The 25,120-nt window shown below is 48.4% G+C and carries 23 protein-coding genes and 1 pseudogene; 6 read left to right on the plus strand and 18 right to left on the minus strand.

Features of this window, described 5'->3' with window-relative positions; genetic code table 11:
* Positions 1-34 precede the first annotated feature (34 nt).
* Positions 35-673, minus strand: a complete 639-nt coding sequence (locus tag DW922_RS04835; protein ID WP_118718912.1) for a DUF6198 family protein — start codon at positions 671-673, stop codon at positions 35-37.
* A 181-nt stretch (positions 674-854) separates the two neighbouring features.
* Between DW922_RS04835 and DW922_RS04840 the strand changes: the two genes are divergently transcribed.
* Positions 855-1,409 (plus strand): PadR family transcriptional regulator, encoded by a 555-nt coding sequence (locus DW922_RS04840; protein ID WP_118725987.1) that lies wholly within the window; start codon positions 855-857, stop codon positions 1,407-1,409.
* 168 nt (positions 1,410-1,577) lie between these two features.
* Here DW922_RS04840 and DW922_RS04845 read toward each other — a convergent pair whose 3' ends face one another.
* From DW922_RS04845 to DW922_RS04855, 3 genes are read right to left on the minus strand one after another with little or no spacing between them, the layout of a single operon-like run.
* Positions 1,578-2,405 (minus strand): TPM domain-containing protein, encoded by an 828-nt coding sequence (locus tag DW922_RS04845; RefSeq protein WP_118725988.1) that lies wholly within the window; start codon positions 2,403-2,405, stop codon positions 1,578-1,580.
* A gap of 16 nt (positions 2,406-2,421) precedes the next feature.
* Entirely contained in the window at positions 2,422-3,513 is a 1,092-nt protein-coding gene (locus DW922_RS04850) for a hypothetical protein (RefSeq protein WP_118725989.1), read from the minus strand.
* 40 nt (positions 3,514-3,553) lie between these two features.
* Positions 3,554-5,035 carry an SPFH domain-containing protein gene (locus tag DW922_RS04855; protein WP_118725990.1) on the minus strand — a complete coding sequence of 494 codons (1,482 nt, stop codon included), beginning with the start codon at positions 5,033-5,035 and terminating at the stop codon, positions 3,554-3,556.
* 219 nt (positions 5,036-5,254) lie between these two features.
* Between DW922_RS04855 and DW922_RS04860 the strand changes: the two genes are divergently transcribed.
* The 3 genes from DW922_RS04860 (at position 5,255) to DW922_RS04865 (ending at position 7,500) form a co-directional block, all read left to right on the plus strand.
* Entirely contained in the window at positions 5,255-6,193 is a 939-nt protein-coding gene (locus tag DW922_RS04860) for a helix-turn-helix domain-containing protein (protein ID WP_243032056.1), read from the plus strand.
* 56 nt (positions 6,194-6,249) lie between these two features.
* Entirely contained in the window at positions 6,250-6,558 is a 309-nt protein-coding gene (locus tag DW922_RS17935) for a hypothetical protein (RefSeq protein ID WP_243032058.1), read from the plus strand.
* Positions 6,559-6,942: 384 nt separating this feature from the next.
* Positions 6,943-7,500, plus strand: a complete 558-nt coding sequence (locus tag DW922_RS04865; protein ID WP_118541941.1) for a PadR family transcriptional regulator — start codon at positions 6,943-6,945, stop codon at positions 7,498-7,500.
* On the opposite strand, the gene DW922_RS04870 is transcribed toward DW922_RS04865, so the two are convergent.
* Both DW922_RS04870 and DW922_RS04875 read right to left on the minus strand, forming a co-directional pair.
* Entirely contained in the window at positions 7,443-8,159 is a 717-nt protein-coding gene (locus DW922_RS04870) for a DUF4125 family protein (protein ID WP_118725991.1), read from the minus strand. The two genes, DW922_RS04865 and DW922_RS04870, sit on opposite strands and share 58 nt — an antisense overlap.
* A 168-nt stretch (positions 8,160-8,327) precedes the next feature.
* Positions 8,328-9,218 carry a DUF4037 domain-containing protein gene (locus tag DW922_RS04875; protein ID WP_118725992.1) on the minus strand — a complete coding sequence of 297 codons (891 nt, stop codon included), beginning with the start codon at positions 9,216-9,218 and terminating at the stop codon, positions 8,328-8,330.
* Between the two features lie 60 nt (positions 9,219-9,278).
* On the opposite strand from DW922_RS04875, the pseudogene DW922_RS04880 reads away from it, so the two are divergent.
* Together DW922_RS04880 and DW922_RS17455 are read left to right on the plus strand one after the other, a co-directional pair.
* Positions 9,279-9,737: pseudogene (locus DW922_RS04880) on the plus strand (pyruvate formate lyase family protein); the annotation flags it as partial.
* Complete coding sequence (locus DW922_RS17455) at positions 9,731-9,868, plus strand: hypothetical protein (protein ID WP_154106743.1); 138 nt, start codon at positions 9,731-9,733, stop codon at positions 9,866-9,868. The pseudogene DW922_RS04880 and the gene DW922_RS17455, both read left to right, overlap by 7 nt.
* Before the next feature lie 123 nt (positions 9,869-9,991).
* Here the strand turns inward: DW922_RS17455 and DW922_RS04885 are convergent, their stop codons facing one another.
* The 12 genes from DW922_RS04885 to DW922_RS04940 form a co-directional block, all read right to left on the minus strand.
* Positions 9,992-10,420: a hypothetical protein gene (locus DW922_RS04885; RefSeq protein WP_118725994.1), complete on the minus strand. Its 429-nt coding sequence runs from the start codon at positions 10,418-10,420 to the stop codon at positions 9,992-9,994.
* Between the two features lie 517 nt (positions 10,421-10,937).
* Positions 10,938-12,938, minus strand: a complete 2,001-nt coding sequence (htpG, locus tag DW922_RS04890) for a molecular chaperone HtpG (protein WP_118725995.1) — start codon at positions 12,936-12,938, stop codon at positions 10,938-10,940.
* A gap of 130 nt (positions 12,939-13,068) precedes the next feature.
* A complete protein-coding gene (locus DW922_RS04895) occupies positions 13,069-14,082 on the minus strand; it encodes a sugar ABC transporter permease YjfF (protein WP_118541860.1) in 1,014 nt (337 codons plus the stop codon).
* Positions 14,082-15,143: an ABC transporter permease gene (locus tag DW922_RS04900; RefSeq protein ID WP_118718900.1), complete on the minus strand. Its 1,062-nt coding sequence runs from the start codon at positions 15,141-15,143 to the stop codon at positions 14,082-14,084. The genes DW922_RS04895 and DW922_RS04900 overlap by 1 nt, the downstream gene beginning before the upstream one ends.
* Positions 15,144-15,145: 2 nt before the next feature.
* Positions 15,146-16,663, minus strand: coding sequence for a sugar ABC transporter ATP-binding protein (locus DW922_RS04905; protein WP_118718899.1), 1,518 nt, complete (start codon positions 16,661-16,663; stop codon positions 15,146-15,148).
* 195 nt (positions 16,664-16,858) lie between these two features.
* Positions 16,859-17,938: an ABC transporter substrate-binding protein gene (locus DW922_RS04910; protein WP_118718898.1), complete on the minus strand. Its 1,080-nt coding sequence runs from the start codon at positions 17,936-17,938 to the stop codon at positions 16,859-16,861.
* Between the two features lie 253 nt (positions 17,939-18,191).
* A complete protein-coding gene (locus DW922_RS04915) occupies positions 18,192-19,712 on the minus strand; it encodes a sensor histidine kinase (protein ID WP_118725996.1) in 1,521 nt (506 codons plus the stop codon).
* A complete protein-coding gene (locus DW922_RS04920) occupies positions 19,709-20,836 on the minus strand; it encodes a response regulator (RefSeq protein WP_118725997.1) in 1,128 nt (375 codons plus the stop codon). The genes DW922_RS04915 and DW922_RS04920 overlap by 4 nt, the downstream gene beginning before the upstream one ends.
* Before the next feature lie 99 nt (positions 20,837-20,935).
* Positions 20,936-21,436 (minus strand): DUF5721 family protein, encoded by a 501-nt coding sequence (locus tag DW922_RS04925; protein ID WP_118725998.1) that lies wholly within the window; start codon positions 21,434-21,436, stop codon positions 20,936-20,938.
* Between the two features lie 126 nt (positions 21,437-21,562).
* On the minus strand, positions 21,563-22,522 hold the full coding sequence (locus DW922_RS04930) for a peptidylprolyl isomerase (protein WP_195715005.1): 960 nt from the start codon (positions 22,520-22,522) through the stop codon (positions 21,563-21,565).
* Positions 22,523-22,636: 114 nt separating this feature from the next.
* Complete coding sequence (locus DW922_RS04935; protein ID WP_118726000.1) at positions 22,637-24,070, minus strand: DUF2130 domain-containing protein; 1,434 nt, start codon at positions 24,068-24,070, stop codon at positions 22,637-22,639.
* A 136-nt stretch (positions 24,071-24,206) separates the two neighbouring features.
* Positions 24,207-24,989, minus strand: a complete 783-nt coding sequence (locus tag DW922_RS04940; RefSeq protein WP_118726001.1) for an HAD family hydrolase — start codon at positions 24,987-24,989, stop codon at positions 24,207-24,209.
* Positions 24,990-25,120 lie beyond the last annotated feature (131 nt).

Here is a 25,120-nt window from a genome sequence, read left to right on the forward strand (position 1 = left end):
CGGGCCATTGTTTTACAATTAAATTGTTATTTTTTTAGAAACAGAGTTTCTGTATAACCGGGCTTACGCGTTTCTTCATAACCGGAAGGATCTTTCCTACCAGGATCGCACTTAAAACAGTGCCCTCACGGATACCGAACAGTCCATGCATAAACAGGAAGGATAAGACCACGCCGATCGCTACGGAGGAGCAGTCTACGATGATCTTGATCTTGTGGAACTCAATGTTCGGGAAACAATCGCTGATTGCGAGAGTCATACCCTCCATTGGCATGTTTACCAGTTTTACATCCATGTAGATTGCAACACCCAAAGCTACTAAAACGATGCTGATTGCCATCATAAGAAGCTGGCCAAAATAAGTCGGAATCACGAAACCGTGCATCACGCCTTTTGCAAAGTCTGCAAAGTAACCAAAAATCGTGGAAAAGATCAGCTGGGTTAAGTTGAACCACTGATACTCTTTGCGTTTGATGATGATCTGTACCACCATGTAAACCACAAAAACACCAATGATGCATCGGCCAAGATCTACTTTCAGGATCAGTGAAATAACATACGGTAAAGAATTGACCGGAGATACACCCAGGTTGGAATTTACCGAAAAGGCTACGCCGAACGCCAGGAACAAAAGTCCGACACAGTACAGCAGGATTCTCATTAACATTTTCATAGTTTTCTTTTCTCCCTTTTTTGTATTATTTTTATTATAACGTACTGGGAAAATTATGTAAATATAGATATGTCATTCTAGATATGGGGATTTTTAACAATTTTTTTATGCTCTTTTGTTGCACTTTTCCATTTTCGTTTTTTGTGCTACACTGGAGCTAGTGAATAAGGGAGGGATTTCTATGAGGACTTTAAAATATGCGATTCTGGGACTGATCAACCGTCATCCCATGACCGGATACGATATTACACGCGAATTTAACAGCAATGACCTGGCAAATTTCTGGTATGCCAAGCACAGCCAGGTTTACCCGGAGCTTGGCCGCCTGATGGAAGAAAAGCTTGTCACCTGCGAAATCGTGATCCAGGGAGAAAAGCTTGAAAAGAAGCTGTATTCCATCACGTCAGAGGGGAAACAACAGCTTCAGGAATGGCTCATGAAAGATGAGGCATTAGAACCGACCCCCAAGGATGTGTTCCGTCTTCGTATGTACTTTTCCGATTTTATGACCCCGGAACAGCTGAAAACGCAGCTTTCCCGCCAGCTTCAGAAGCATCTCCTGAAAAAGAATTATCTGTCCGATATCATGCAGGGAAACCATCATAATACTGCTCCTGTTCCCGGCACCCCGCAATTTGGGGACTTCATGGTGCTTGAAGGAGCTATCATGCGGGAGGAATCCTACATTGCATGGCTTGAAAACTGTATTGCACGCTGTCCGCAGGAGGAAGCATAGCATTCATAAAATGCATCTCACAGAATGTATTTCACAAGACACATTTCACAAGATGCAATTTCCGCTGAAACCAAAAAGTCTCTTATGTGCAGATGGGTGATTCCATCGCTTCACACATAAGAGACTTTTCCTTTTATTCAGGCTCTCCGGGGCCGATCCATCGATCCATTAGAACTTTCCACCGCCTCCACCATGCGTTTTTCCCGCGGATGAGGTATGTGTGCTGCTGCCCCCGCCTCCGGAACTCTTCGCCTTTGGCTTTTCCGTTCTCGTCACCTGGCGGTACAGGAAAAAGTCACTGCGTTTCGTGACCTTCATGCTGCCCGGGCGGACATAATTCCGCGCTTCCTGCTGCATTCCGACACTCTTCAATTCACTCTTATTGGCTCCGACCACCAAAAGTGCACCGCCAAGACCAATTGCAAAGGAAATTCCCAGCCAGATTGCTGACAACGGCTTTCTCGGCATCCGGTCCACATCGTAGGCCTTTCCGTCCCTGGCCTGACTGATGAAGTCATCGCATAGCTCAATATAGTTTTCAAAAGCCTCCAGATATTCTCCGTCTGCCAGCTGCGGTTTGATCTGTTCTCCGATATATCCGATGCCGGCATCCGTGAACGCGGTAATACCATATCCACTGGTGGACAAATACCAGTCCCGGTCCTCCAGGCTGACTAAAAGCATGACTCCGTCGCGGTCATCGCCATAACCAAAGTCACAGGTATCATACAGGAAGTCTGCATAAACCTCCGGAGACTGTCCATTCAGGCTGTTTACCAGCACTGCCGTCACATCAAAGTTCTGGTCGTGGCTGATCTCGTCGAGCTCCTCATTGAGCTGCTGTGCATCCTCCGCATCCATCAGACCGTCCGGATTCTGGAAACGGCTATATTCTTCAGAAAACCCTTCCGTATCTGCAAATGCCGGAGCACAGCCAAAAAGGGAAAGGAGACCTGCCGTAAGCATAACGGCTGCATATGTTTTTCTCTTTTTCATCTTCCATTCCCTCCCGTTAAATCCCAAACATCCACAAGATCAGACGCAGGACATAGACTACAACCGTAATGAGCACCGTAAGCTTTATGGTCATTTTGCGTACCGCATTCTTATCAGCCGGGAGATCTCCCACAAATTTTCCGGTCTGGCCGTTCATGGCAAACAGGTAATGCTTTCCTTCCCATGTGGTATTTAAGATCCACACCGGAAGCAGTGCATACTGGGCGCTGCCGTCATGCAGCTGCACACTGCTGTTTTCCGCTACAACGGTACTGTAGCCGCTCACAGTCTCTTCAAATGCCCGCTCCACCGACTTTTTCACACGCTCATTTGCGCGTGGAGCACTTTTTTCCGAATCCACATCGTAACGGTCAGCCAGATATCCCGCCAGGTATGCCGTCTGGAATGGAACAGCCTCTTTTAAATCGTATGGCTCAATGGATTCCATCAGATCATCCGGGATCTTGGAATCTCCATCGACCGGCACTTTATCAAATCCGATCGTTCCGCCCCGGTTAATGAGGAAATGACTGGTTTCGGTATAGTCGTATCTGCTGTCACTCCAGAAGCGGGTTCTGGTTCCGCGGTAGCGGATATCTGCGTCCGCCTCAGTATCAAACAGCCAGAACGGAACGTAGATCCCGCGGATCTCATCGATATGGTTCTGGTCCTTAAAGATCTTCGGCAGGAGCTTCTTTCCCTCCAGATGCTTCATAAGTCCGGCCTTGGCCGCCTTCTTGTCCAGCTTAAACGGGATCAGGATATCCGGGCGCAGGTCACCGGAAAGCTTTCCGGTCATGACGACCGGATTTCCGCAGAATGGGCAGGTGGAGGCTGCCGTATTTTCATCTGCCACAATCTCGCCTCCGCAGGATTCACAGTGGTAAGTGTTCAGTCCCTGCTCCTCTCCTTCTTCCCAGGTACTGCCCTCTGCCTTTTCCCACTTCATGTCATCGGTCTTTTCTTCTTTCAGGGTCGTGTCGTACTGCTGCAGTGCTTCAATCTCAAATTCTGTGTCGCAGTACGGACATTTCAGCTTTTGTGCCTTGCTGTCAAAACGGATTCCACCTCCGCAGCAGGGACACTTGTATTCCTGTAATTCTCCCATGTACTTCTCCGATCTTTTTTGTGTTTTTTCTAAACTTCACCTACCGTACGATATCACCATCATCAAATGGATCGCCACATTCCGGACAGAATTTCGGCGGATGTTCCGGGTCTTCCGGTTCCCAGCCGCACTTGTCGCATTTGTAAAGCAATGCGCCTGCCGGTTTCTTTGCACCGCAATTGCTGCAGAATTTTCCCTTGTTCACCGTTCCGCAGGAGCAGGTCCAGCCGTCTGCATCTGCAGGCTTCGGGGAACCACACTCCGGACAGAACTTGCCCGTTGCCATAGTGCCGCATTTTGCGCAGGTCCAGCCTCCGGCCGGCTGCATTTTCGGTTCCGGCTTCTTTGTCCCGCACTCCGGGCAGAATTTGCCGCTTACGGTAGCACCGCAGGAGCAGGTCCAGGTATCTGCCGCGCCCGCCTGGCCAGACTGTCCGGCTGTTGGCTGCTGTCCTGGAGCGAACTGACCCTGAACCGGCTGGCCGCTGCCAGACTGCTGGTACTGAGGCTGCTGTCCCATGGTAAACAGATTTTGCGCATTCATGCCGCCTGCGCCATTCATCGCCATACCCATGCCCATAAATCCAGTCATGGCACCGCCGCTGTTGGCTGCTGCCGCCTTCATGGCATCGATCTGACCGCCGACCAGACGTGCTGCCGCCGTGTTCGGGTTGGTCGTCATGGCATTCTCCTCCCACTCGGTCAGCTTCTTTCTCTGGTCATCCGGAATACTTAAGGAATTGATGTTGACAGAATAAACCTCTATACCACGTTTCTGCCGCCAGCTGCTGGAAAGCACCTCATTTAACGCATCCGAAATTTCCATGGTATGTGCCGGAATCTCGTAATACTGGATTCTCTGTGCAGAAAGCTTTGCCAGAGCAGGCTGCAGGGCATTCATCATCTCACTCTTTAAGCGGGCCGCAATCTCGTCACTGTCATAGATGTCTGTTACATTTCCACACACATTCGTGTAAAACAGGACCGGATCACAGATTTTATAAGTAAATAATCCGTTACAACGGATATCAACGGACAGCTTATAGCCCATCTCTTCACTCACGATTACACGGAACGGGATCGGAGTTGCTGTTCCAAACAGAATTTCTCCAAGCTCCTTGGTGTTAATGTAATACACCCGCTGGTCCTTTGCCGTATCACCTCCGTATGTAAAACGCTTGCCAATCAGCTTAAACGTTTCCTTGATGCTGTCTCCCAGGTTTCCGGTAAAAATGCTCGGCTCGGTAGAGCTGTCATAGGTAAATTCGCCCGGCTCCGCACAAACCTCTACAACCTTTCCCTGCTCCACGATCAGCATGCACTGGCCGTCTGCCACCGCAATGCCGCTGCCGTTGGAAATGACATTATCATTTCCCTTTGTATTGGAAGAACGGGAAGACGTGCGTTTCTGCCCCCGTTTCACCAGAATGTCTTTCTCCAGGGCATCACAGTAGAAAAATTCCTTCCACTGGTCTGCCATGGTCCCCCTAAGTGCCTCCGATGCTGCTCTGATCAGTCCCATACGCGTATCTCCTTCCGTAATCTGTTTTCTTCATTCTACCATAATTTTCTAAGGATAACAATTTAGCACAGTAATAATAGAAGGTCCTGAAACTTTCAAAAGTAAATTCCACCGCCCGATTGGGCGGTGGAATTTACTTCTGCATGAGTAGAGTTTAATCTTTCATATATTCGTGCTATGCTCATGGAGACCTTCTGACAGCAGTAGAAGGAGATCTCCATGAGCAAATATATTCCTGGTAACCAGAAACATCTTTCCCTTGAAGACCGTAAATACATTGAGCGTTCCCTGAACAATGGCTGCTCCTTTAAAGATATCGCCCGATTCTTATGCAAGGATCCTACTACCATTTCGAAGGAAGTGAAGCTCCACCGTGTAACCGATTGGTATCATAAAGGATCCTTTCTTAACGCTCGCAACTTCTGCATTCACAGATACCACTGCAGAAAAACAAATGTATGCAGAAAAATCATACTCTGCAACATGAAGTGTACTTCCTGTCCAACCTGTAACCAAACCTGCCCCGATTTCGTTAAAGAACAGTGTAACCGTCTTGATAAGGCTCCTTACGTCTGCAATGGATGTCCAAAAGCCATCAATCATTGTTCTATTGCTCACAAGTGCCGTTACGATGCTGTCTTTGCAGACCGCAAATACAAGGAACGTCTGTCTTCGTCCAGGTCTGGTATAAACATGACAAAGCATGAACTGCGTCAAAAGGACATGGTCATTACACCTCTTATTTATCAGGGACAATCGCCCTATCAGATCATTACAAACCATCCTGAGTTGGATATGTCAGTAAGAACACTTTACTCCTACCTCAATGATGGTGTCCTTACGGCAAGAAATGTTGATTTGAAGCGCAAGGTAAAGTTCAAACCTCGCAAAGTTCATAAAACTCAGATCAAAGATCGTACGGTTTTTCAAGGCCGTATGTTTTCAGATTTTCAAAAGCTGGAACTTGATCATTTCACCGAAATGGATACCGTCCATTCTTCGCAGGAATCCAAACGTGTCATTCTCACCTTCTTTTTGACTCGTGAGAAGTTATTCCTGGCTTTCATTATGAACCGCTGTACTAAGGGCGCTGTGCGGCTTATTTTTGACAAGTTGGAACATCAACTGGGAACCTCACTTTATTCAACACGATTCTAACAGACCGCGGATCAGAGTTCGGAGATCCTGATTCTTTAGAAACCGGAACTGATGGCATGATCCGTTCAAGTATCTATTTCTGCGATCCCATGAGAAGCGGACAAAAAGGTGGTATTGAGCAGGCACACACTATGCTCCGCATGGTTCTCCCCAAGAAAACCAGCTTTGAATTTCTCACTCAATGGGATCTGAGAAGCATTGTGGATCATATCAACTCCACTCCCAGAGAAATCCTGGGTGGCCGCACTCCTTATGATGTTGCACTCGAAAACTACGGCATTGACATTTTAAAAGCACTTCAGCTTAGGCCGATTCCACCCGACGAGGTCAATCTGACACCCAAGCTGATTCGCTTTAACCGTTAACTTACCATAAAAATCTGCTGTCAGACTGGAACTTAGCAATTCACATTTTTTAGATGTGACCTGTGGAATTTAGCCTTGCACACCAAATGTCCAGAGGTCTCTTTTCTATGTCATAAACTCAGATATTTTATAGGAAGTTAGCTTAATTATAACAGTTATCCATAGATTTTGCTCATTATAATTCGATAAAATCAAAGGATTTTAATGTCTGGTGGAATTTACCCGCGCACTGGAATTTAAAATTTCAAGTCAGCCAAATTATTTTTCTATTTTTCATTTTCCATTTTTATGTTAAAATTTACATATCAATCATGACATACTGTGATATACAGTACGGCTGTCTTCCCAGGAAGCTGCCGCTTTTGATATAGGAGGAACGTTCTTATGAGAACTTTAAAATATGCGATTCTGGGACTGATCAATCGGGAGCCCATGACCGGCTACGATATTACCCGCGAATTTAACAGCAATAACCTTGCAAATTTCTGGTACGCCAAGCACAGCCAGGTCTATCCGGAACTGAGCCGTCTCATGGAAGAAAAACTGGTCACCTGCGAAGTGATCATCCAGGGAGAAAAGCTGGAGAAAAAACTCTACTCCATCACCGATGCCGGAAAACAGCAGCTTCAGGAATGGCTCATGAAAGACGAAGCGCTGGAAGCCACCCCGAAGGATGTCTTCCGCCTGCGCATGTACTTTTCTGATTTTATGACCCCGGAGCAGTTAAAAACCCATCTTACCAACCAGCTTCAAAAGCATATCTTAAAAGAACAGTATCTGTCCGATATGATGCAGGAACATCACAATAACATTGCTCCAGCCATCGGCACCCGCGAATTCGGCGACTTCATGGTACTGGAAGGCGCTATCATGCGCGAAAAATCCTATATTGACTGGCTCCGGGACTGTCTCAGCCGCTGCTCTGCTTCCTCTGCAGACTGATACCCATAGCAGCGCGCCATGTAGTCCATCTGTAAGACCTCCGGATGTTTTTCCTGCTGTTCTAATGTTTCATAGCAGGCTTTTAAACATGCGAGGGTCTTTTCGGAATAGGTCGATAACTCTCCCATTGCATACGTCTCCACCGATGCCTCCCCCGGGTAAGCATCTTTCTTCCGGACTGCCCGCCCCTGACTGCCAAACAATGGATGACTTTCATGGAAACGCTCCATCCATCTGGTCTGAAGTTCGGTCAGTTCCGACACCAGTTTCTGTTTTTCGGCAGAAAGCACCGGAAGCTCTTTTTCAATCTTCTGGTATTCTTCCGGGCAGGTATCCTGCATCATATAAGCGTATTTTTCTGTGAGAAGATTTCTGCCCTGTTTTTCTGCCTGCTGCAGATCATTCCGGTAAGATTCTAGGCTTACCCGGTCCCATACCACAAACTGGCTTCGCCGCATAATATCGAAGGTTTCCCAGTCATCCTGGCAGCCGGCTCTTCCGCCTGCATTAGAAACCCGGTCAAACATCGCCCATTCCGTCTGGACGATTTCCTTGATCAAGGCTTCGTTATCAAGATTTGCATCTTTCCGTTCCGGATTCCATTCTTTGTTTCCCCGATTCGATTCTTCCTGTGCCATGCTTTTTCCATCTTGCTCCATCTCTATATCGCCTCCTTCTTTTTATTTCATCGCCGCATCCGGCCTGTCATTCTCATTCCAGTGCTTTGGTTGTCCGGTTCTTTCCAAATCTATCGCTCGTCCAGATGACAAGTTGCATACACCCTACCCGTATAGCCACGGCAATACCGCAATCTGCGGGTCCTGAATCTATTTCATGAGTTCATCAAGACTATTCTGCAAAAAAGGATCTGTCGTCCCGATCAGCCCCTGTCGCTGCCACTCGGCAGAAATCAGGCCGCAGATCGTTTCAATAAGTTCCTGTTTCTGCTCCCAAAAGAGCGACTCTGGGCATGGATCCATTAACTGCGCAAACAGCTTCTGTGTCGTTCCCAGAATCGGAAGCTCTCCAAGCCCCCTGTGCATCCATTTATAAAACGGCGCATACCGGTGGTTCAGCAGGTAGATCATGACCATCCCATGGCGCACAAACTCCGCGAGCGCCAGCCCGGCTTCCACATATTCCCCGCGCCGCACGCTGCGCGGTAGGTTGTACTGTCCGGACTGGGACATATTGGCTGCCCGCGCCACCATTTTTTTGATGCGCACATCTTCCGGGTGACCTGCTTTTAAGCGGCTGCGGACTTCCAGAAAGGAACCGCTCCCCTCTTTAAAAATGCAGCCATTCGCTGCCACCGCCAGGTAGCTGTCCGGCAGGTTCAGCCATTCCATCTGCGACTGCGGTCCCTTCGCATTTCCCAGAAAATGACGGTAAAATTTCCCGCTTTCCCACACACCGATCCGGTGTCCGCTCATACGGCTGTCACGGCGGACCGGCATCCCGTAAAATGAGGCAGGGAGTGCCTCATATTCTGCTATGAGGCGCTCCCCGATTTTTTCCATGAGTTCCCGATCCAGCCATAAGCAGAACGCCGGACCGAAATCATGGTCTCTTGAAATTTCATCATCAAATCCGAAACACTCGGAACCTTCCCCACACAAACCAATTGTGATGCGCGACATATATGCCCCAAAACGCTCCTCTAGCATAGGGCGTCCGTACTGCATAAAGTCGTCTCTTGCAAGTTTCATGCCTTTCATAGGTTTCTCCGTTTCTTTTTAAATGTGGAAGAATCCAAATAATCCAAGGAAGTCGGCGATGTTACAAAGATGGAAACCTTTGACGAGATCAAAGAAGCGGTCTTCGATGAGATCCGCCACCTCATGCGCATGGCAAACGAGCGCATCAACGTAGAGATGATCGCAGAGCGTGATCTGTTCCCGGATATATTCCGCTCCAGCCTGATGAAAGACGGCGTAAAAGTCGGAAAAGATATGTTCAACCGCCGCTTCCAGTTTGAGAACGGTGCCGTGCTGGGCGCAGTCGGCGCAGTCAATGCCGGAAATGGTCTTTACGCGATCAAGAAACTCATCTTTGATGAGAAGAAATATACCATGGCACAGTTAATGGCAGCCCTGGATGCTGACTGGGAAGGCTACGACGAGATGCGTGCTGATTTTGCTTCCCAGCCAAAATACGGCAACAACATTCCGGAAGTCGATGCATTTGTAGCTGACATGTACAAGCTGCATGCTGACACCTGCTTAATACTTTGCTGAACAAGTTAAACAAGATCAATGAGATCACGGAAATTCCTCTGGAAGACGGATACACCCGCCATCGGATGATCATGTCCTGTCTGATCATGCGGTATTATGAGGATTATCTGGGGCTGACCATCCGGTTGTAGAAAAGTAAGAAATACCCTGATGCCTCATTTTTTATGAAAGAAAACGAAAAAATCTCTTATGCCGGTGTATCATTCCCACCGGAACATAAGAGACTTTTTTGTATAGAAATTTTGCATATAATTTTACGCGATATTCTGACCGCCCTCTGCACAGATTTCCTTTGCGCTGCGCGCATCGTGGGAAAGCCCGTCTGCATATTTCCGGATGATCTCAGCTGCATTACGGATCAGTTCCAGATTTTCATTCTCCTCGATCGGCAGATTGCCATTTGCCTGCTCAAGCAGTTTCTGAAGCGCATTGGCAACCCACAATAACTTCGGAAGGCAAACCGGATGCTGCGCCTCATGGCACACCTGCATGCTGCTTTCCTGTTCTTCTTTGTTGCCGATCATAACCGTATGATATTTCCCATCTTCGCTCAACCAGATTTCATCTGTGCTTTGGGTTTTTAAAAGAGTGCCCAGGCAGATTTCCTGCTCATCCTGACCTGTCAGAAATTTTTCCTCGGATTCCAAAATCAATTCTGCCAATTTCTTTATGCCTTTGTACATCTGTCTTACCTCTTGTCTAACCTAAGATTGTATACTGCGTCCAAAAACGCACTTTTATTTTATCTATTATAAGGAAATGAAAGAATTTGGCAAGTAAGATTTCTGTTCTTTTTTTAAGACATAACTTTTTTTCTGCTCATATTACTTTTTTTATTTTATCATTTCGCGGCATTGCGCCGGTGTCATAAGGCTTTCCTTTTTTCGCCTGCTGAAATGGCGAAAATAGGATAACTATCGGCCAAATCAGTAATGGTTGCAGGTTTTTTATATGTAATGGAGCCAGTATAGTAGGAAGCCCCAGCCCCGCCATGCGTAAGCGCATTCTTTTAGCGAATTTTGCCCGTTTTGTGAGCATAGCGACCGTTTCGGAACTCTGTCTGAGCGAACGCAGTGAGCGAGTTAGCGGAGGAACGGTCAATAGGCGGCGGAGCAAAACGGGCGAAAATTCGCGTGAATGCGGTTACGCATGGCGGGGCGGGGGCTTTCGGACTTATTGATATTTACTGTGCGATATTGTTTACTTCTCAGCGAGCATCATCATAATCTCGTTAGTGCGTGCCACAAATCCGGTCATGCGCTCCGGGCTTAAGCTGCCGTGTGCCAGCAGGGCCAGGTCATAGAGCTGCTCACAAATCTTGTTGGTGTTCTCGCCGTCTCCGTGGTTCAGGACATACTGTACCAGCTTGTTGTTTGCGTTTAAGACGAGGGTCTCGCCTGCTCCGCCGAACATAGACGGATCCATACCATACATGTTGTACATCTTCATCATATCCTGCATACGGCGGGTTTCCTCGGATACGGTCAGCATGGAGGAGATGTTCTCATCCTTCAGCTTCTCAACCTTGATTTCCAGCTTATCGTTGCCGAGTGCTTTCTTGAAGGTCTCGGTCAGGGTTTCGGAAGTTTTCTTGAATTCTTCGTCATCTTCCTTAACTTCTTCCTTGAAGGTGCTGTTTAAGTCTGCATCGATGCGCAGGAACTTTAAGCCCTCGTTCTTCTGCTCTAAGTGGCCGATGAACGGGCTGTCGATGCTGTGCGGCAGGATGACAGCGTCCAGGCCTTCCTTCTTGAACATGTTGATGTACTGGCTCTGCTCCTTCTCGTCGGTTACATAGAAGACAGTGTTCTCATGTTTCTCTTTGTTCTCCTCCAGGCAGTCCTTTAAGGTTAAGTATTTGCCGTCCAGGTTCTTAAAGAGGATGTAGTCGTTCATCTTCTCTGCGAATTTCTCATCCTTGATGCAGCCGAATTTGATGAACGGAGCGATATCGTCCCAGTATTTCTCGTAGTTTTCACGGTCAGTCTTGCACATACCGCTTAACTTATCGGCTACCTTCTTGGTGATGTAGTCGGAAATCTTCTTCACAAAGCCGTCGTTCTGCAGGGCGCTTCTGGAAACATTTAACGGCAGATCCGGGCAGTCGATGGCACCTTTTAACAGCATTAAGAATTCCGGAATGACTTCCTTGATGTTATCGGCAATGAAGACCTGATTGTTGTACAGCTTGATGGTTCCTTCGATGGAATCGTACTCGGTGTTGATCTTCGGGAAGTACAGGATACCCTTTAAGTTGAACGGATAGTCCATATTTAAGTGAATCCAGAACAGCGGCTCCTTGTAGTCGTGGAAGACCTTGCGGTAGAAGTCGCGGTACTCCTCATCGGTGCACTCATTCGGATGCTTGCTCCAAAGCGGGGTGGTGTCATTTAATGCAACCGGGCGTTTGAGGATTTTGTATTTCTCTTTTGCAGGCTCGGTCTCAACGGTCTCTTTCTCGCCGTTCTCATTTTCTTTTTCTTCGGTCTTGGCTGGCTCTACGATGGTCTCAATGATGGTGTCCTTGTCGGTCAGCTCGTCCTTCTCGATGGTCTCGTACTGCGGCTCTGCCTTCTCGTTATTTAAGAAGATCGGCACCGGCATGAAGGAACAGTATTTCTCCAGGACCTCTCTTGCGCGGTACTCGTTGGAGAACTCGTAGCTGTCCTCGTTTAAGTACAGGGTAATGGTAGTTCCCTGCTCTGCTTTCTCACCATCCTTCATCTCGAAGGTCAGACCGCCCTCAGACTCCCAGTGCACCGGCTTGCTGCCCTCTTTGTAGGAAAGGGTATCGATGGTTACCTTATCTGCTACCATGAATGCGGAGTAGAAGCCTAAACCGAAGTGGCCGATGATCTGGTCCTCATTGGCTTTGTCTTTGTATTTCTCCAGGAAATCCTGAGCGCCGGAAAATGCGATCTGGTTGATATACTCTTCTACCTCAGCCTCAGTCATACCAAGACCGTTATCGGTAATGGCAATGGTCTTGTCATCCGGGTTTACAGTAACCTGTACCTTGTACTCCATATCCTCCGGCCTGGTGTACTCGCCCATCAGCTCCAGCTTCTTTAACTTGGTGATGGCATCGCAGCCGTTGGAAACCAGCTCACGATAGAAAATGTCGTGGTCGGAATACAGCCACTTTTTGATGATCGGGAATATATTTTCACTGTTTATGGATAAATTACCTGTTCTGCTCATAATCAGATGCTCCTTTTCTGTTACATAATTTCTATAACAGTATTCTAATACCGTAAATGCAAAAAGTCAACAAAAATATTAGCACTCATTCAAAATGAGTGCTAATATTTTTAATTCCTTTGAAATTTATTTAATCTTTCTTTTTAATCATAGCAAGTACGGACTGCAGCACGATGAAGAAGCACAGAAGTGCTGCGATCGTGATACGGGTCCACCAGGAGGATAAGGTTCCCTGGAAGGTAATGAATGCCTCGATCGTTGCCTTGATCAGAACACCAAACAGGGTTCCGATCACGTTGCCGACACCACCGGTTAAAAGGGTACCGCCGATAACGGAAGATGCGATTGCATCCATCTCAAAGCCCTTTGCCTGCTCCACGAAGCCGCCCAGGGTATTTAAGCAGAACAGGATGCCGCCGACTCCGCAGAGGAATCCGTCCAGTACATACGCTTTTAATTTCACACGGCGTACGTTTAAGCCCATCATCAGGGCGGACTGCTCATTGCCGCCGACTGCGTAGATGCTGCGGCCGAACTTGGTATAGCGCAGCATGATGAATGCAAGGATCAGAATGATCAGCGCAATCACAACGGTCGGGTAAATGTACGGATAGATCATAACGCCTTTCCGGTTTACATAGCCGCCAAACGGAAGATAGATCTTGGCTTTCGCCCAGGCCATGAAGGTTTCATTGGTAATGCTGATCATGTCCTTGGAGATGATCGCGGTCATACCTCTGGCAAAGAACATTCCGGCCAGGGTCACAATGAATGGCTGGATATCCATGTAAGCTACTAAAAATCCCTGCACCAGTCCAAATACGATACCGGTTACCAGCACGATGATGACGGCCGGGACTGCACCGATTTGTGCACGCTCCATCATCCAGGCCAACATCATGCAGGCCATCGCTACAAACGAGCCGACGCTGATATCAATGCCACCGGTGATCATGACGGTGGTCATGCCGACACCAATGACGATCAGTCCGGCATTGGAGATAAACAGGTTTAAGAAGTTCTGGGTCTTTGCAAAGCCCTGCTCTTTAAAAACAATACATCCGATGGCATACATAACAAAGAACAATACGATCGTGATCAGCAAAAGGAAACTGGTCTGGTTCAGCTTTTTTTTCTGTTTCATTATGCAGCCTCCTTTCCTGCGTTCATCTGCGCGTCTTTTTTCTGTGCGAGGGACTTACGCCATTTCGCAAAGCCCGGTGACTGAAGGGCCACGATGATAACTACCACGATTGCCTTGTAGACCGGAACCTGGTCAGATGAAACGTGCATGGCGTAAAGGGTGGTCGTCAGTGCCTGGATCGTATAAGCACCGATGATCGAGCCTGCCAGTGAGAATTTACCACCGCCTAGGGAGTTTCCGCCGATCGCTACTGCCAGGATCGCATCCAGCTCCATGTTCAGGCCGATGTTGTTGGCATCTGCAGAGTAGATACGGCTGGAAGCGATCATGCCGGCCAGACCGGAGCAGATTCCACAGAATGCATATGTAAGGAAAACGATCATCGTCGATTTGATTCCGACGAGCCTGGATGCCTTCGCGTTGATTCCGACGGACTGGATATACAGGCCGAGTGCCGTCTTCTTCAAAATCAAAGAAGTTAAAATCACCATAAGCATGGCCACAATAAACGGGGTCGGTACCGGAACATGCGGAAGGAAGCTTCCTAATACCTTGTAGCTTTCTACGCGTACGTAGGTGATCTGTCCGTCGGTGATCAGCTGTGCGATTCCGCGTCCTGCCGTAAACATGATCAGGGTTGCTACCATCGGCTGGATCTTTAATTTTGCGACCAGGACACCGTTAAAGCATCCGATCAATGCGCCGATCACAAGGGCTGCGAGGAAACCAAGGATCAGCGGGCATGCATATTCGGTTGCCGCACGCTCACCGCCGGTCAGAAGGTTACAGCATACTGCTGCACTCACTGCCATGATCGCACCTACGGAAATATCGGTACCTGCGGAAGCCGATACAACCAGTGTCATACCGATTGCCAGGATCACAAGCTCCGAAGCACGGTTGATGATATCAATGATGTAGCCGTAAAGAACGCCGTCACGGACTGAGACTGCAAAGAAGTCCGGCGTTGTCATGACGTTGACTAAAAGAACGAGCGCCAGGCAGAAGATCGGCAAAAACAATCTCTGCGATGTCAGTTTTTTGATATTGAATTCTTTCATAATTACTGCCCCCCTGCGATCGTTGTCATAATGGAAGCCTGGTTCATCTCTGCGCCGCTCAGCTCTCCGACCTTCGCACCGTCACGCAGGACGATCATGCGGTCGCAGGTACGCAGCATTTCTTCTACCTCGGAAGAGATGAACACAACTGCCATTCCTTTTTCTGCCAGTTCTACGACCAGCTTCTGGATCTCGGTCTTGGTTCCGACATCGATGCCTCGTGTCGGCTCGTCCAGAACCAGGAAATCCGGGTTGGTCAGCAGCCATCTGCCGATGATCACCTTCTGCTGGTTTCCACCGGATAAGGATTTGATCGGTGTTTCCCGGCTGGCTGTCTTGATCTGAAGCATGTCGATGTATTTGTCGGTGTATTCCTCCTGCTGCTTTCTGCTCAGCAGATGGAAGATTCCCTGCTTCGCCTGAAGTGCGATGATCAGATTCTCCCTTACCGACAGATCTGCAATGATACCTTCATTTTTCCGATCCTCCGGAAGGTATGCCATGCCGCGGTTCATGGAATCCAGCGGATGTCTGGAGATCAGTTTCTCTCCCTTTACTTCCAGTTCGCCGGTATCCGGTTTTTCTGCACCGTAGATCACACGAACGGTCTCGGAACGTCCGGAACCAAGAAGTCCGGTCAGACCGATAACTTCGCCCTTGCGGATGACCAGATCAAACGGCTTAATGTAGCCCTTCTTTCCGACACCTGCTGCTTTGATGACAACATCGGCACCATCGAAGTTCCGTTCTTCTTCCCCGCTGTGCTTGATCGCAGCCAGGTCATCGAAGTCCTTGCCCATCATCTTTGCTACCAGCTGGAAACGCGGCAGCTCTGCGGTTGTAAACTGTCCGACCAGCTGTCCGTTCCGAAGTACCGTGATCTTGTCACAGACCGCATAAACCTGCTCCAGGAAATGTGTTACGAAAATGATCCCGACGCCTTCACTCTTTAATCTTCTCATCAGGACAAACAGCTTTTCTACCTCGTTGTCATCCAGGGAAGAGGTCGGCTCATCCAGGATCAGAACCTTTGCAGACATGTCCACCGCACGTGCGATCGCGATCATCTGCTGAATCGCGATGGAATAATGATCGATCGTCTGTGTCACATCTGCGTTTATATCCAGGCTTTTTAACAGCTCACTTGCTCTCTTATTCATAGTCTTCCAGTCGATCAGACCGCCTTTTCTCGGTTCTCTGCCGATAAAAAGATTCTCTGCGACGGAAAGGTTCGGACAGAGGTTTACCTCCTGATATACCGTGCTGATTCCTCTCTGCTGTGCCTCCTGAGGGCTCCGGTTCACAACAGGCTGATCGAATCCGTCGATCATGATCTGTCCTGTTTCAAATTCCTCCACGCCTGTCAATACCTTGATCAGGGTAGATTTTCCCGCACCATTTTCCCCCATAAGTGCATGGATCTCACCCTTTTTCAGTGTAAAATCCACATTCTGCAGAGCTTTTACGCCCGGGAATGTTTTATAAATCCCTCTCATTTCAAGAACTGATCCTTGTTCCATAAAAGCTTTGCCTCCTATCATCTTATCTCACATGCTTCGTAACTGTTCAGTACCTTCACAGTCACGTTTCAAAAATCCATAAAGCCAAAAGTGCGGGGCCGGAAGCCTAGGCCTCCGGCTCCGCACTCTGTATTCTTCCTGACGGAACTCACGTTTTTATGCCATTCCGTTCAATTCCGGATGGGTGATTCTAAATTAATATGCTCTGTCTTTCAGAATGTTTTCCAGATCCATGGAGGTATCGAAGTATGCCTCGTCTACGTACTGGATCTTGTCTACGCTCTCGCCTTTTTCCAGTTTCTGGATGATCTCAGCTACACGCGGTCCATGAAGCGGGTTGCACTCGAAGGTTGCATTTAAGTCGCCCTTGATCATGGATTCAAATGCTGCCTTTACAGAGTCAAAGCTTACTACGATGATGTCGCCGTCCGGGCCACAGGTCTTGCCTGCTGCATGGATCGCATCGATCGCACCAAATGCCTCGTTATCGTTCTCACAGATAACAACGTCGATATCCGGGTAGCTCTTTAAGAAGGACTCCATAACTTCCTGGCCTTTTGCCTGGGTGAACTCACCAGACTGTCTGTCTAACATCTTCCAGTTGGAGTGCTCTTTTAACTTGTTATCCATACCTTCGGTACGGCCAACCTGTGCGGAAGCACCGATGGTACCCTGAATGGTTACCATATTGATCTCTTCATCGCCGCGTCCCTGGTCTTCCAGATATTTTGCAAGCCAGTCACCACAGGTCTCGCCTTCTTTTACGAAGTTACCGCCTACCCATGCCTCATACAGGGAGTCATCGGAAAGCTGCATCTGGCGGTCAGAAAGGATAACCGGGATTCCTGCTTCTTTTGCTTCTTCCAGAACAGTTTCCCAACCAGTCTCAACAACCGGTGCTACTACGATGTAGTCAACTTCCTGCTGGATGAAGGAACGGATTGCCTTAATCTGGTTCTCCTGTTTCTGCTGTGCATCGTCGAAGATCAGCTTATAGCCGTTCTCTTCGGTAAAGGTAGATTTGAAGGACTCGGTGTTTGCAGTTCTCCAGTCAGACTCTGCACCAACCTGTGCATAACCAACGGTGATCAAATCTCCGCTTGCTGCTGCCTCTTCCTTAGATTCTTCTGCTTTCGCCTCAGTCTCTGCTGGTGCCTCGGTCTTAGCCTCTTCCTTCGGAGCTGCGGTTGTCTCAGCAGGCTTGCTGCCGCCGCAAGCGGTCAGGGAACCTACCATAGCTGCTGTGAGTGCGATTGCTGTGAGTTGCTTTTTCATAAATACCTTCCTCCTTTTTGAATATGTTCCGTATTCATTTTGTAATTTCATTATAAAAAAAAGCCCTGTTTTTTGAAACAGAGCTTTTTTGAAAAAAATGGGATTATTTTACTGTTTTTTCGAATTCTTTTGAAATTTTTTCCCGTTTTCGGGAAATCGGTGTGTTTTTTTTAAGAAGAAGTGTGTTTTCTTTTGATTTTATCTGTTTCTATATGTTTTTAAGTGATGAAGCTTCCAGTCCGGGCATTCTCTTTCACTCCGTTCTTCCACCGGGGCATCCGTGCCCGATATAAATCTTCACACAGGTACCCACATACTCTTCCGACTCGATCGTGATCGCCGCATCGCCGCCATAATACATGCGGATCCGCTGCGCCACATTTGACATGCCAAACCCGCCTTTTTCACTGACCTCCTGCGCTGCATCACTGCCGCTTACCTTTTCCCGCAGACGCTTTAATGTGCCGGTATCCATTCCACGCCCGTTGTCTTCCACTTCAAACACCAGACCACTTTTATCCTCATAGCCGCGTATGGTGATCCTGCCGCCGCCCCGCTTGTTTTTAATGCCATGATAAAGTGCATTTTCCACGACCGGCTGCAGGATCATCTTCAGGATCTGTTTCTGTCCGATCCGCTCATCAATGATGATCCGGTAATCCAGAATATCTTCGTAACGGATCTTCTGGATCTTTAAATAGCTTTCGATATGCCGCTTTTCCTCATTGATCGTGATAAAATCGCGTCCCTCGGATAAGACAGTACGGAAAAAATCGCTTAGATCGGCTGTCATTTCCACGACCTTCTGGTTATCGCCGTCCTCCGCCATCCAGACGATCGAGTCCAGAGTATTATACAGAAAATGCGGGTTGATCTGCGCCTGCAACAGCTTCATTTCCGCAATATGCAGATTTTTCTGTTCCTTGCGGATCCGCCCGATCAGTCCGGCGATCTCCCCGCTCATCTGGTTAAACGTGCGGGCCAGGACATTGATCTCCTCCAGACTGCCAAGCTCGGCCCGGGCATCCCAGTCTCCGCTTCCAAGACGCTCTGCCGTCATCTTCAGGCTGTTGATCGGTCTCGTCACCGAATTCGTAAGCAAAGTAGAAAAGAAGATTCCCGTTACCAGGATCACCCCCAGAAGTCCCAGAAATCCATAGACGATCTGGTTGGTCTGCTGCTCCAGATCCTGCTGCAGTTCTTCCATATTATGGGTCTCATAGTAAATGTACTTATTGATGTAATCCTGAATCATCGAGCACAGGCCCTGGACATCATTTTCCCAGATTGCCTGGTTTTCATCGTATCTTCCGGCCTTATGGGAATTTTCGATCATCTTCTGCACCGCTTTTTCCAGGGAATCCAGGCATGACAGGATTCCTTTGATGTTAATGTCCCCGTCTGTCCCCGGTTTTCTTGTGATTCTGTACTCCATATCGTACCGGGCATCCTCGATCATATGAAACGGGTTCTTTACCACTGTGGCATACTGCGTCTGGCCTTCGATGATATCCCCCGCATCAAACTTTCTCGTGTTGATGAGACCGATCATAACCCGGTACATGGAATATTCCATATCGGATTTAAAATTCATGTTGTAGGTGTTGATGACCTTTAAGTTATTCATGATCTTATTGTAGGAGCTGGAGTAATTATGGATCATGCCTGCGATCGCCAGCACCATCATGGTAAGCGGAATGACCGTCAGGATGATCAGAAGACGCATCCGGTCCTTTAGGGATACCCTTCTGGCTATCCGCGCCCACAGAGTCATACCGTCCTTCTTTCCGGTTCCTGGCCGCCGTTTTTATAATCCTTCGGCGATACCCCGGTCACCTTTTTAAAGGTCGCGCTGAAATAGTGCGGGTCATTGTAGCCCACACGCTCCCCGATCTCCGCACTTCGCAGTGTCGTACACCGCAAAAGCTCACAGGCCTTATCGATCCGGAGCTTTGTCAGATACTCCACAAAGCTCTGCCCGGTCTCCTGCTTAAAGATCGAAGAAAAATAACTGCTGCTGACCCCGACCTCTGCAGAGACGGTGTTGAGCGAGATCTCGTTGCTCTCAAAGTGCTCCTTCAGGTACTGCTTTGCCATGTCAATTAAGGAACCATAGCGGTTTGAGGATACCTTATCCCGCTCAGACAGGGCTGCCGCAAACAGCTTTTCTAAATAATGCATCGTCTCTTCCACGCTTCCAGCGATCTTCGGGATATACTTAATGTCCCCAAACTCCGGCGTAAGCTCATCCATGCTGACATGAAGTCCCTTTAAAAATTCCTGGACACAATAAAAAATATCGATCGTCATATACTGGCGGAGCAATAACGATTTATAATTATTTTCTCCCACAGCGGCAAAATATTCGTCCACAAAAAGGCCCTCTTCTCCTGCGGAGCCAAGCTTTAAGAAATCCTCGATCAGTTTCCGGTTCACTCCGGTATAATCGGTCTTATCGAGAAACTCATTGTATTGTTCATAGCTCACAAAATAGCGCTCTAACAGCCTGGATTTCTCTTTTTCTTCCCGGATCTCCTCCCTCACCTTCCGGAGCACCGCCGTCAGGCTGGCTGCCGTGACCGGTTTTAAGAGATACTCGCTGATTCCGATCGTGATGGCCTCTTTTGCATAATCAAATTCATTGTACCCGCTTAAAATAATGATCTTCGTGTCGGGAAGTGCCTTTTTTACCAGACGGCTGAGCTCCAGTCCATCCATAAACGGCATCTTGATATCCGTAATCAGGATATCCGGCTCCGTCTTTAAGATCTGCGGATACGCATATTCCCCGTCACCGGCTTCCCCGACAAACGTAAACCCGTTTTTCTCCCACTCTACATTCTTTTTGATGCCGCGCCGTATGATCGCTTCATCTTCCACAAGAAATACCTTTACCATACCCGTTTTCCCCCTCTTCGGTCACATTCCCCGTAACAGTCTGTTCATGCTCTGCACAAACATCAGCCTGTTGTTATTTGCACTGCATGAGCCGTCCCACTACTCGGCAGATACATACGGGATCTGCAGCTTTTTGAAATATCTGCGCACCGTATCGTCCCACTCATGCTCAATCTGCTTGTCCAGCGTAAAAACTTTCAGCGATGTCCCGGTCACGCAGGACGCTGCATGGTTTTCATAGCGGATATTCAGATACAAAGCCGCCAGCTGGTCCACCGGAAAATCCGGCTTCACACGTCTTAGGAACTTCTCGTTTTCCTCCGGGGAAAGCTGCAGCGTGATCTGAAAGCTTTCTGGAAGCCGCTTCCCCTTGATCAGGGAATAGCAGATGGGACGAAGCATCTTCCAGGAAGAAAACTCTTCCACGCGGTTTGCCTCAAGTTCTTCGTCTGAGTAATAGCCCTGGCGGATATGCCCGTCTATGGTAAAGCTGTTAAATGTAACAATGTTCGCCTCCCGCACCAGCCAGCCATCGAATGTTTCCCCCACAAACAGCTGTGCCGTGAAGCTTTTCAAATCTTCTATTTTTAATGCGATCATCCGCAAAATCCCCCTTGCTTTGCTGCCCTTGTCTTGCTGGCCTATTTGTCTGCTGTACCGTGTCCCTGCATGGTCTGAATGGTCCTGTGCAGACTCATACATGTTTCCTGTTCGTAACTGTTCTGTTTACTCTCCCATCGATTCCTGATAGCGCTCGAAGAAGTCAGAAGTGGTACAGTCCGCACCATCATTTAACGAAACCTTATCCCAGATGCTTCCCTGGATTTCCACAGGATGCTCTGCCGCGAAGGAATCATAAATGCGGTGGAAAGCCTGGTTTTTCCGTTCCAGCGCCAGCTTGTTTTTCCGTTCCAATGTAGCGTCCTCGTCAAAGTCATTGACGCATTTGACCAGATACCACTTTCCCTGATATGCAAATGGCTCTGTGATCTGTCCGCTTTCCAGCGCAAAGACCGGATTCTCATAGGCAGCCTCCCGTTCCCCGCGGCCCACCAAAGCCTCAATATCCGTGTTTTCAGACTCTTTTCTTGCTGTAGCTGCGAAATCTGCCCCACTGTTGGTCAACTGATCATACAGTTCCTGCGCTTTGCTTTCTTCGCTGACTGCGATCTCCTGCACCTGGATAACACGTGCCTCACTGTCACTGACCTCCAGACTGACGTTCTTCGTCAACTCATCCACAATCCGGTTTGCGCGGTGGTATGCCTCATACATCGTATAGACATCATCCCTTGTTGCCTTCGTGTAGGCCTTATCGGCATCGGTAAGCGAGTCATAGTAATCGTCAGACAACTGCTTTAACTGCTCCCGCTCCTGGCTGTTTAATGTCAGCCCCTGCTCATCCGCCAAAAGATTCATGGTTTTCACTTCTCCTAAAAAGCTGCGGATCTGGTCCAGCAGATACGTCTGGAACGGCGTCTGATCGTCACTGACCTCCACACTCCAGATCTGGTCCGTGTAAACCTTGCGGTAACGGTTACGCTCCGTCGCAATGACCAGCATGGTCTGGGCATCGCTGTAGCCGTCCGTTTCCGTGCTTTCCGAAACCATGGGAAGGTTCACGCTGCAGGCCGTAAGAAGAAAAATCTGAATCACTGCCAGAATCGCTGCCAGCCATTTTCTCATTGTACACCTGCCTGCGGCACAACTATTTTTTTTATCTTTTTCGTTTGTTCTGTTTTGCATGCTTCGCTGTTCCTGATCTGTCATAATCTTTCAATTCCAATTTTGTTTCTATTTCTACTCGCTTTGCTGTTCCCCGGATGCTGCTTCACTCTCAGAAAGTCTTCCGGCCCGTGCCTCGGCAAATTTCTCCTGCATGGTCGGATTCTTCCAGGTCAGCTTCTTGATGGTCAGATCGTCCAGCTTGTTATTTGCCAGACGCAGGTTGTTTTCCGAAGCCAGAAGATTATCCTTCACCTTCTGCAAATGATCGATAGTTTTATCGATCTCGTCGATGGCCTTCTGGAAGCGGTCGCTGGCCAGCGTGTAGTTGCGGCCGAACTTATCTTTAAAATCCAGAAGCTTTTCCTCAAAACGGGTGATGTCCAGATTCTGGTTGCGCACTGCCTCCAGCTCCCGCTTGTACTGCAGCGAGTTCATGGCCGCGTTGCGCAGGATCGTGATGATCTGGATAAAAAACTGCGGGCGGATCACATACATCTTCGGGTATTTGTGGGACATATCCACGATCCCGGTATTATAAAAATCGTTGTCCGCCTCCAGCAAAGTGACCAGGACCGCATACTCGCAGCCCTTTTCCTTCCGGTCCTTGTCCAGTTCCTTTAAAAAATCTGCATTTTTATGCTTAGTCGCAGTCGTCTCGTTCTCATTCTTCATCTCAAACATGATGGAGATATATTCCAGCCCGTTTTCATCGTAATCACGGAAGATGTAATCGCCCTTGCTTCCGCTCTTGGAGACTTCATTGTCCTTCTCAAAATAAGCGTTCTGAAAGCCGATTGCACGCACCTGGTTAAAGGAAACCTCACAGTGCTGCTCCAAAGTCTCGCCCACCATTTTCGTAGACTGCTTCGCCTTCAAATCGCGGTAGTATTCGATCATCTCTTCCTTGTCTTTCAGCTGGATCTCATACCGCTCCTTTACCGCCTGCTCCTGAAGCTTCCGCTCCGTCTCGTAGCGTTCCTTCAAGGACTGCTCCTGCTGCTTTAGCTGCTCCTCGTAACGCTCCTTCAACTCTGCCATGGAGTCCTGCTGTTGTTTGAGCTGCATGTCATAGCTCTCCCGCAGCGTTTTCTCCTGTTTCGCAGCCTGCGTTCCGGCCAGCTCCGCCTGTCTTTTCGCAAGCTCTGCCTGTGCCTTCAGCTCTGTAAGCTCCTTCTGCTGGCTCTGCAGCTGTTCCTGCAGCCGTTCCTTTACTGCTGCCTCAGCCTTCGTGACTGCCAGCTCCTGTTCTTTCCCAGCCTGCTCACTTCGCGCCTTCAGCTTCAGTATCTCTGCTTCTCTCGCTGCCAGCTGCTTCTCATAATTTTCTGCCGTCTGCGCCTTTGCCAGCTCCAGCGCCGTTTTCTTTTCCGACTCAAACGAAGCCTGCTGGCGGCTCAGTTCTTCCTTAAATTCCTTATCCCGTACCTGCTTTGCGATCGCCGCGTAACCCTTTTCATCGATTTCAAAGGGCTCCCCGCAGTTAGGGCATACCAGTTTCTTTTCCATATTTATCGAAATCCTTCTATATTCATAGCAACACCGTTACCGCTACACTTTTTTCAAACAACCATTTTGACCTGTCTGGCATAACTTTTCCATGTTCTTTCATGTGTCACTTTCTCACCCACACATAGGATACCATTTACAACAACAGCTTCAAAATTTTCAGCGCACCGTCCCGCACATTGGTATCGGCCTCAAACCGGGCGGCTGCCTTTACCTCCGGTCTTGCATTTCCGATGGCAAAGCTGTAATAAGCACGTCCCAGCATCTCGATATCGTTTAACTGGTCACCAAACGCAATGGTCTCCTCCGGCAAAATGCCCAGACTCTCCTGCAAAAGCTTTACTGCCTCGCCCTTATTCACGCCGATTGCCATACAGTCCAGCCACATATCACCAGAAATGGTCATCTTCAGGCGGTCTCCATATTTTTCGCGCAGCTCTTTTGTGTGACCCTCAATATCGGTCTTGCGGTATGCAGACACCTTGATAAACTGGTCATCCACTGCCAGTACATCTTCCACACTCTTTGCCTGGAATTGGTAGCCGTTCAAGATCCAGTCCTCAAACTCCGGATCCGGATTTTCCATATAAGCCACATCCGGTCCGCCTACCATAACGGTAAGACCGGCTTTCCGGATATCCTTCACCAGTTCTTCCACCAGGGAACGCTCAATCGGATGCACAAATAACTGCCGTCCATGACACCCCACATAAGCACCGTTGTCAGACAGATAAAAAATCTTTTCCTTAATTGGGTCAAACACCTGCTCAATGCTAGCCCATTGCCGCCCGCTGGCGGCCGCAAACTGCATGCCCTTCTCCCGCAGCTTCAAGATCACCTCAAACAGCTCCGGATTCAGTTCATGTCCTCCGTCCTCTAACAACGTTCCATCTATATCTGATACCACCAGTCTGATCATGGAAGTCCAGTCCTCCTTCTACGTTTAATCCTGTCTACGGAAAATCTTATCACACTTTCCAGATCCGATAAAGTCTTATTTAACAATTTCAGTATATGACAAGGGCCGTGTGAGTTGCCGAAAGGCAACTC

It is taken from the genome of Clostridium sp. AM42-4 (assembly GCF_003480105.1).
Classification (GTDB): Bacteria; Bacillota; Clostridia; order Lachnospirales; family Lachnospiraceae; genus Brotaphodocola.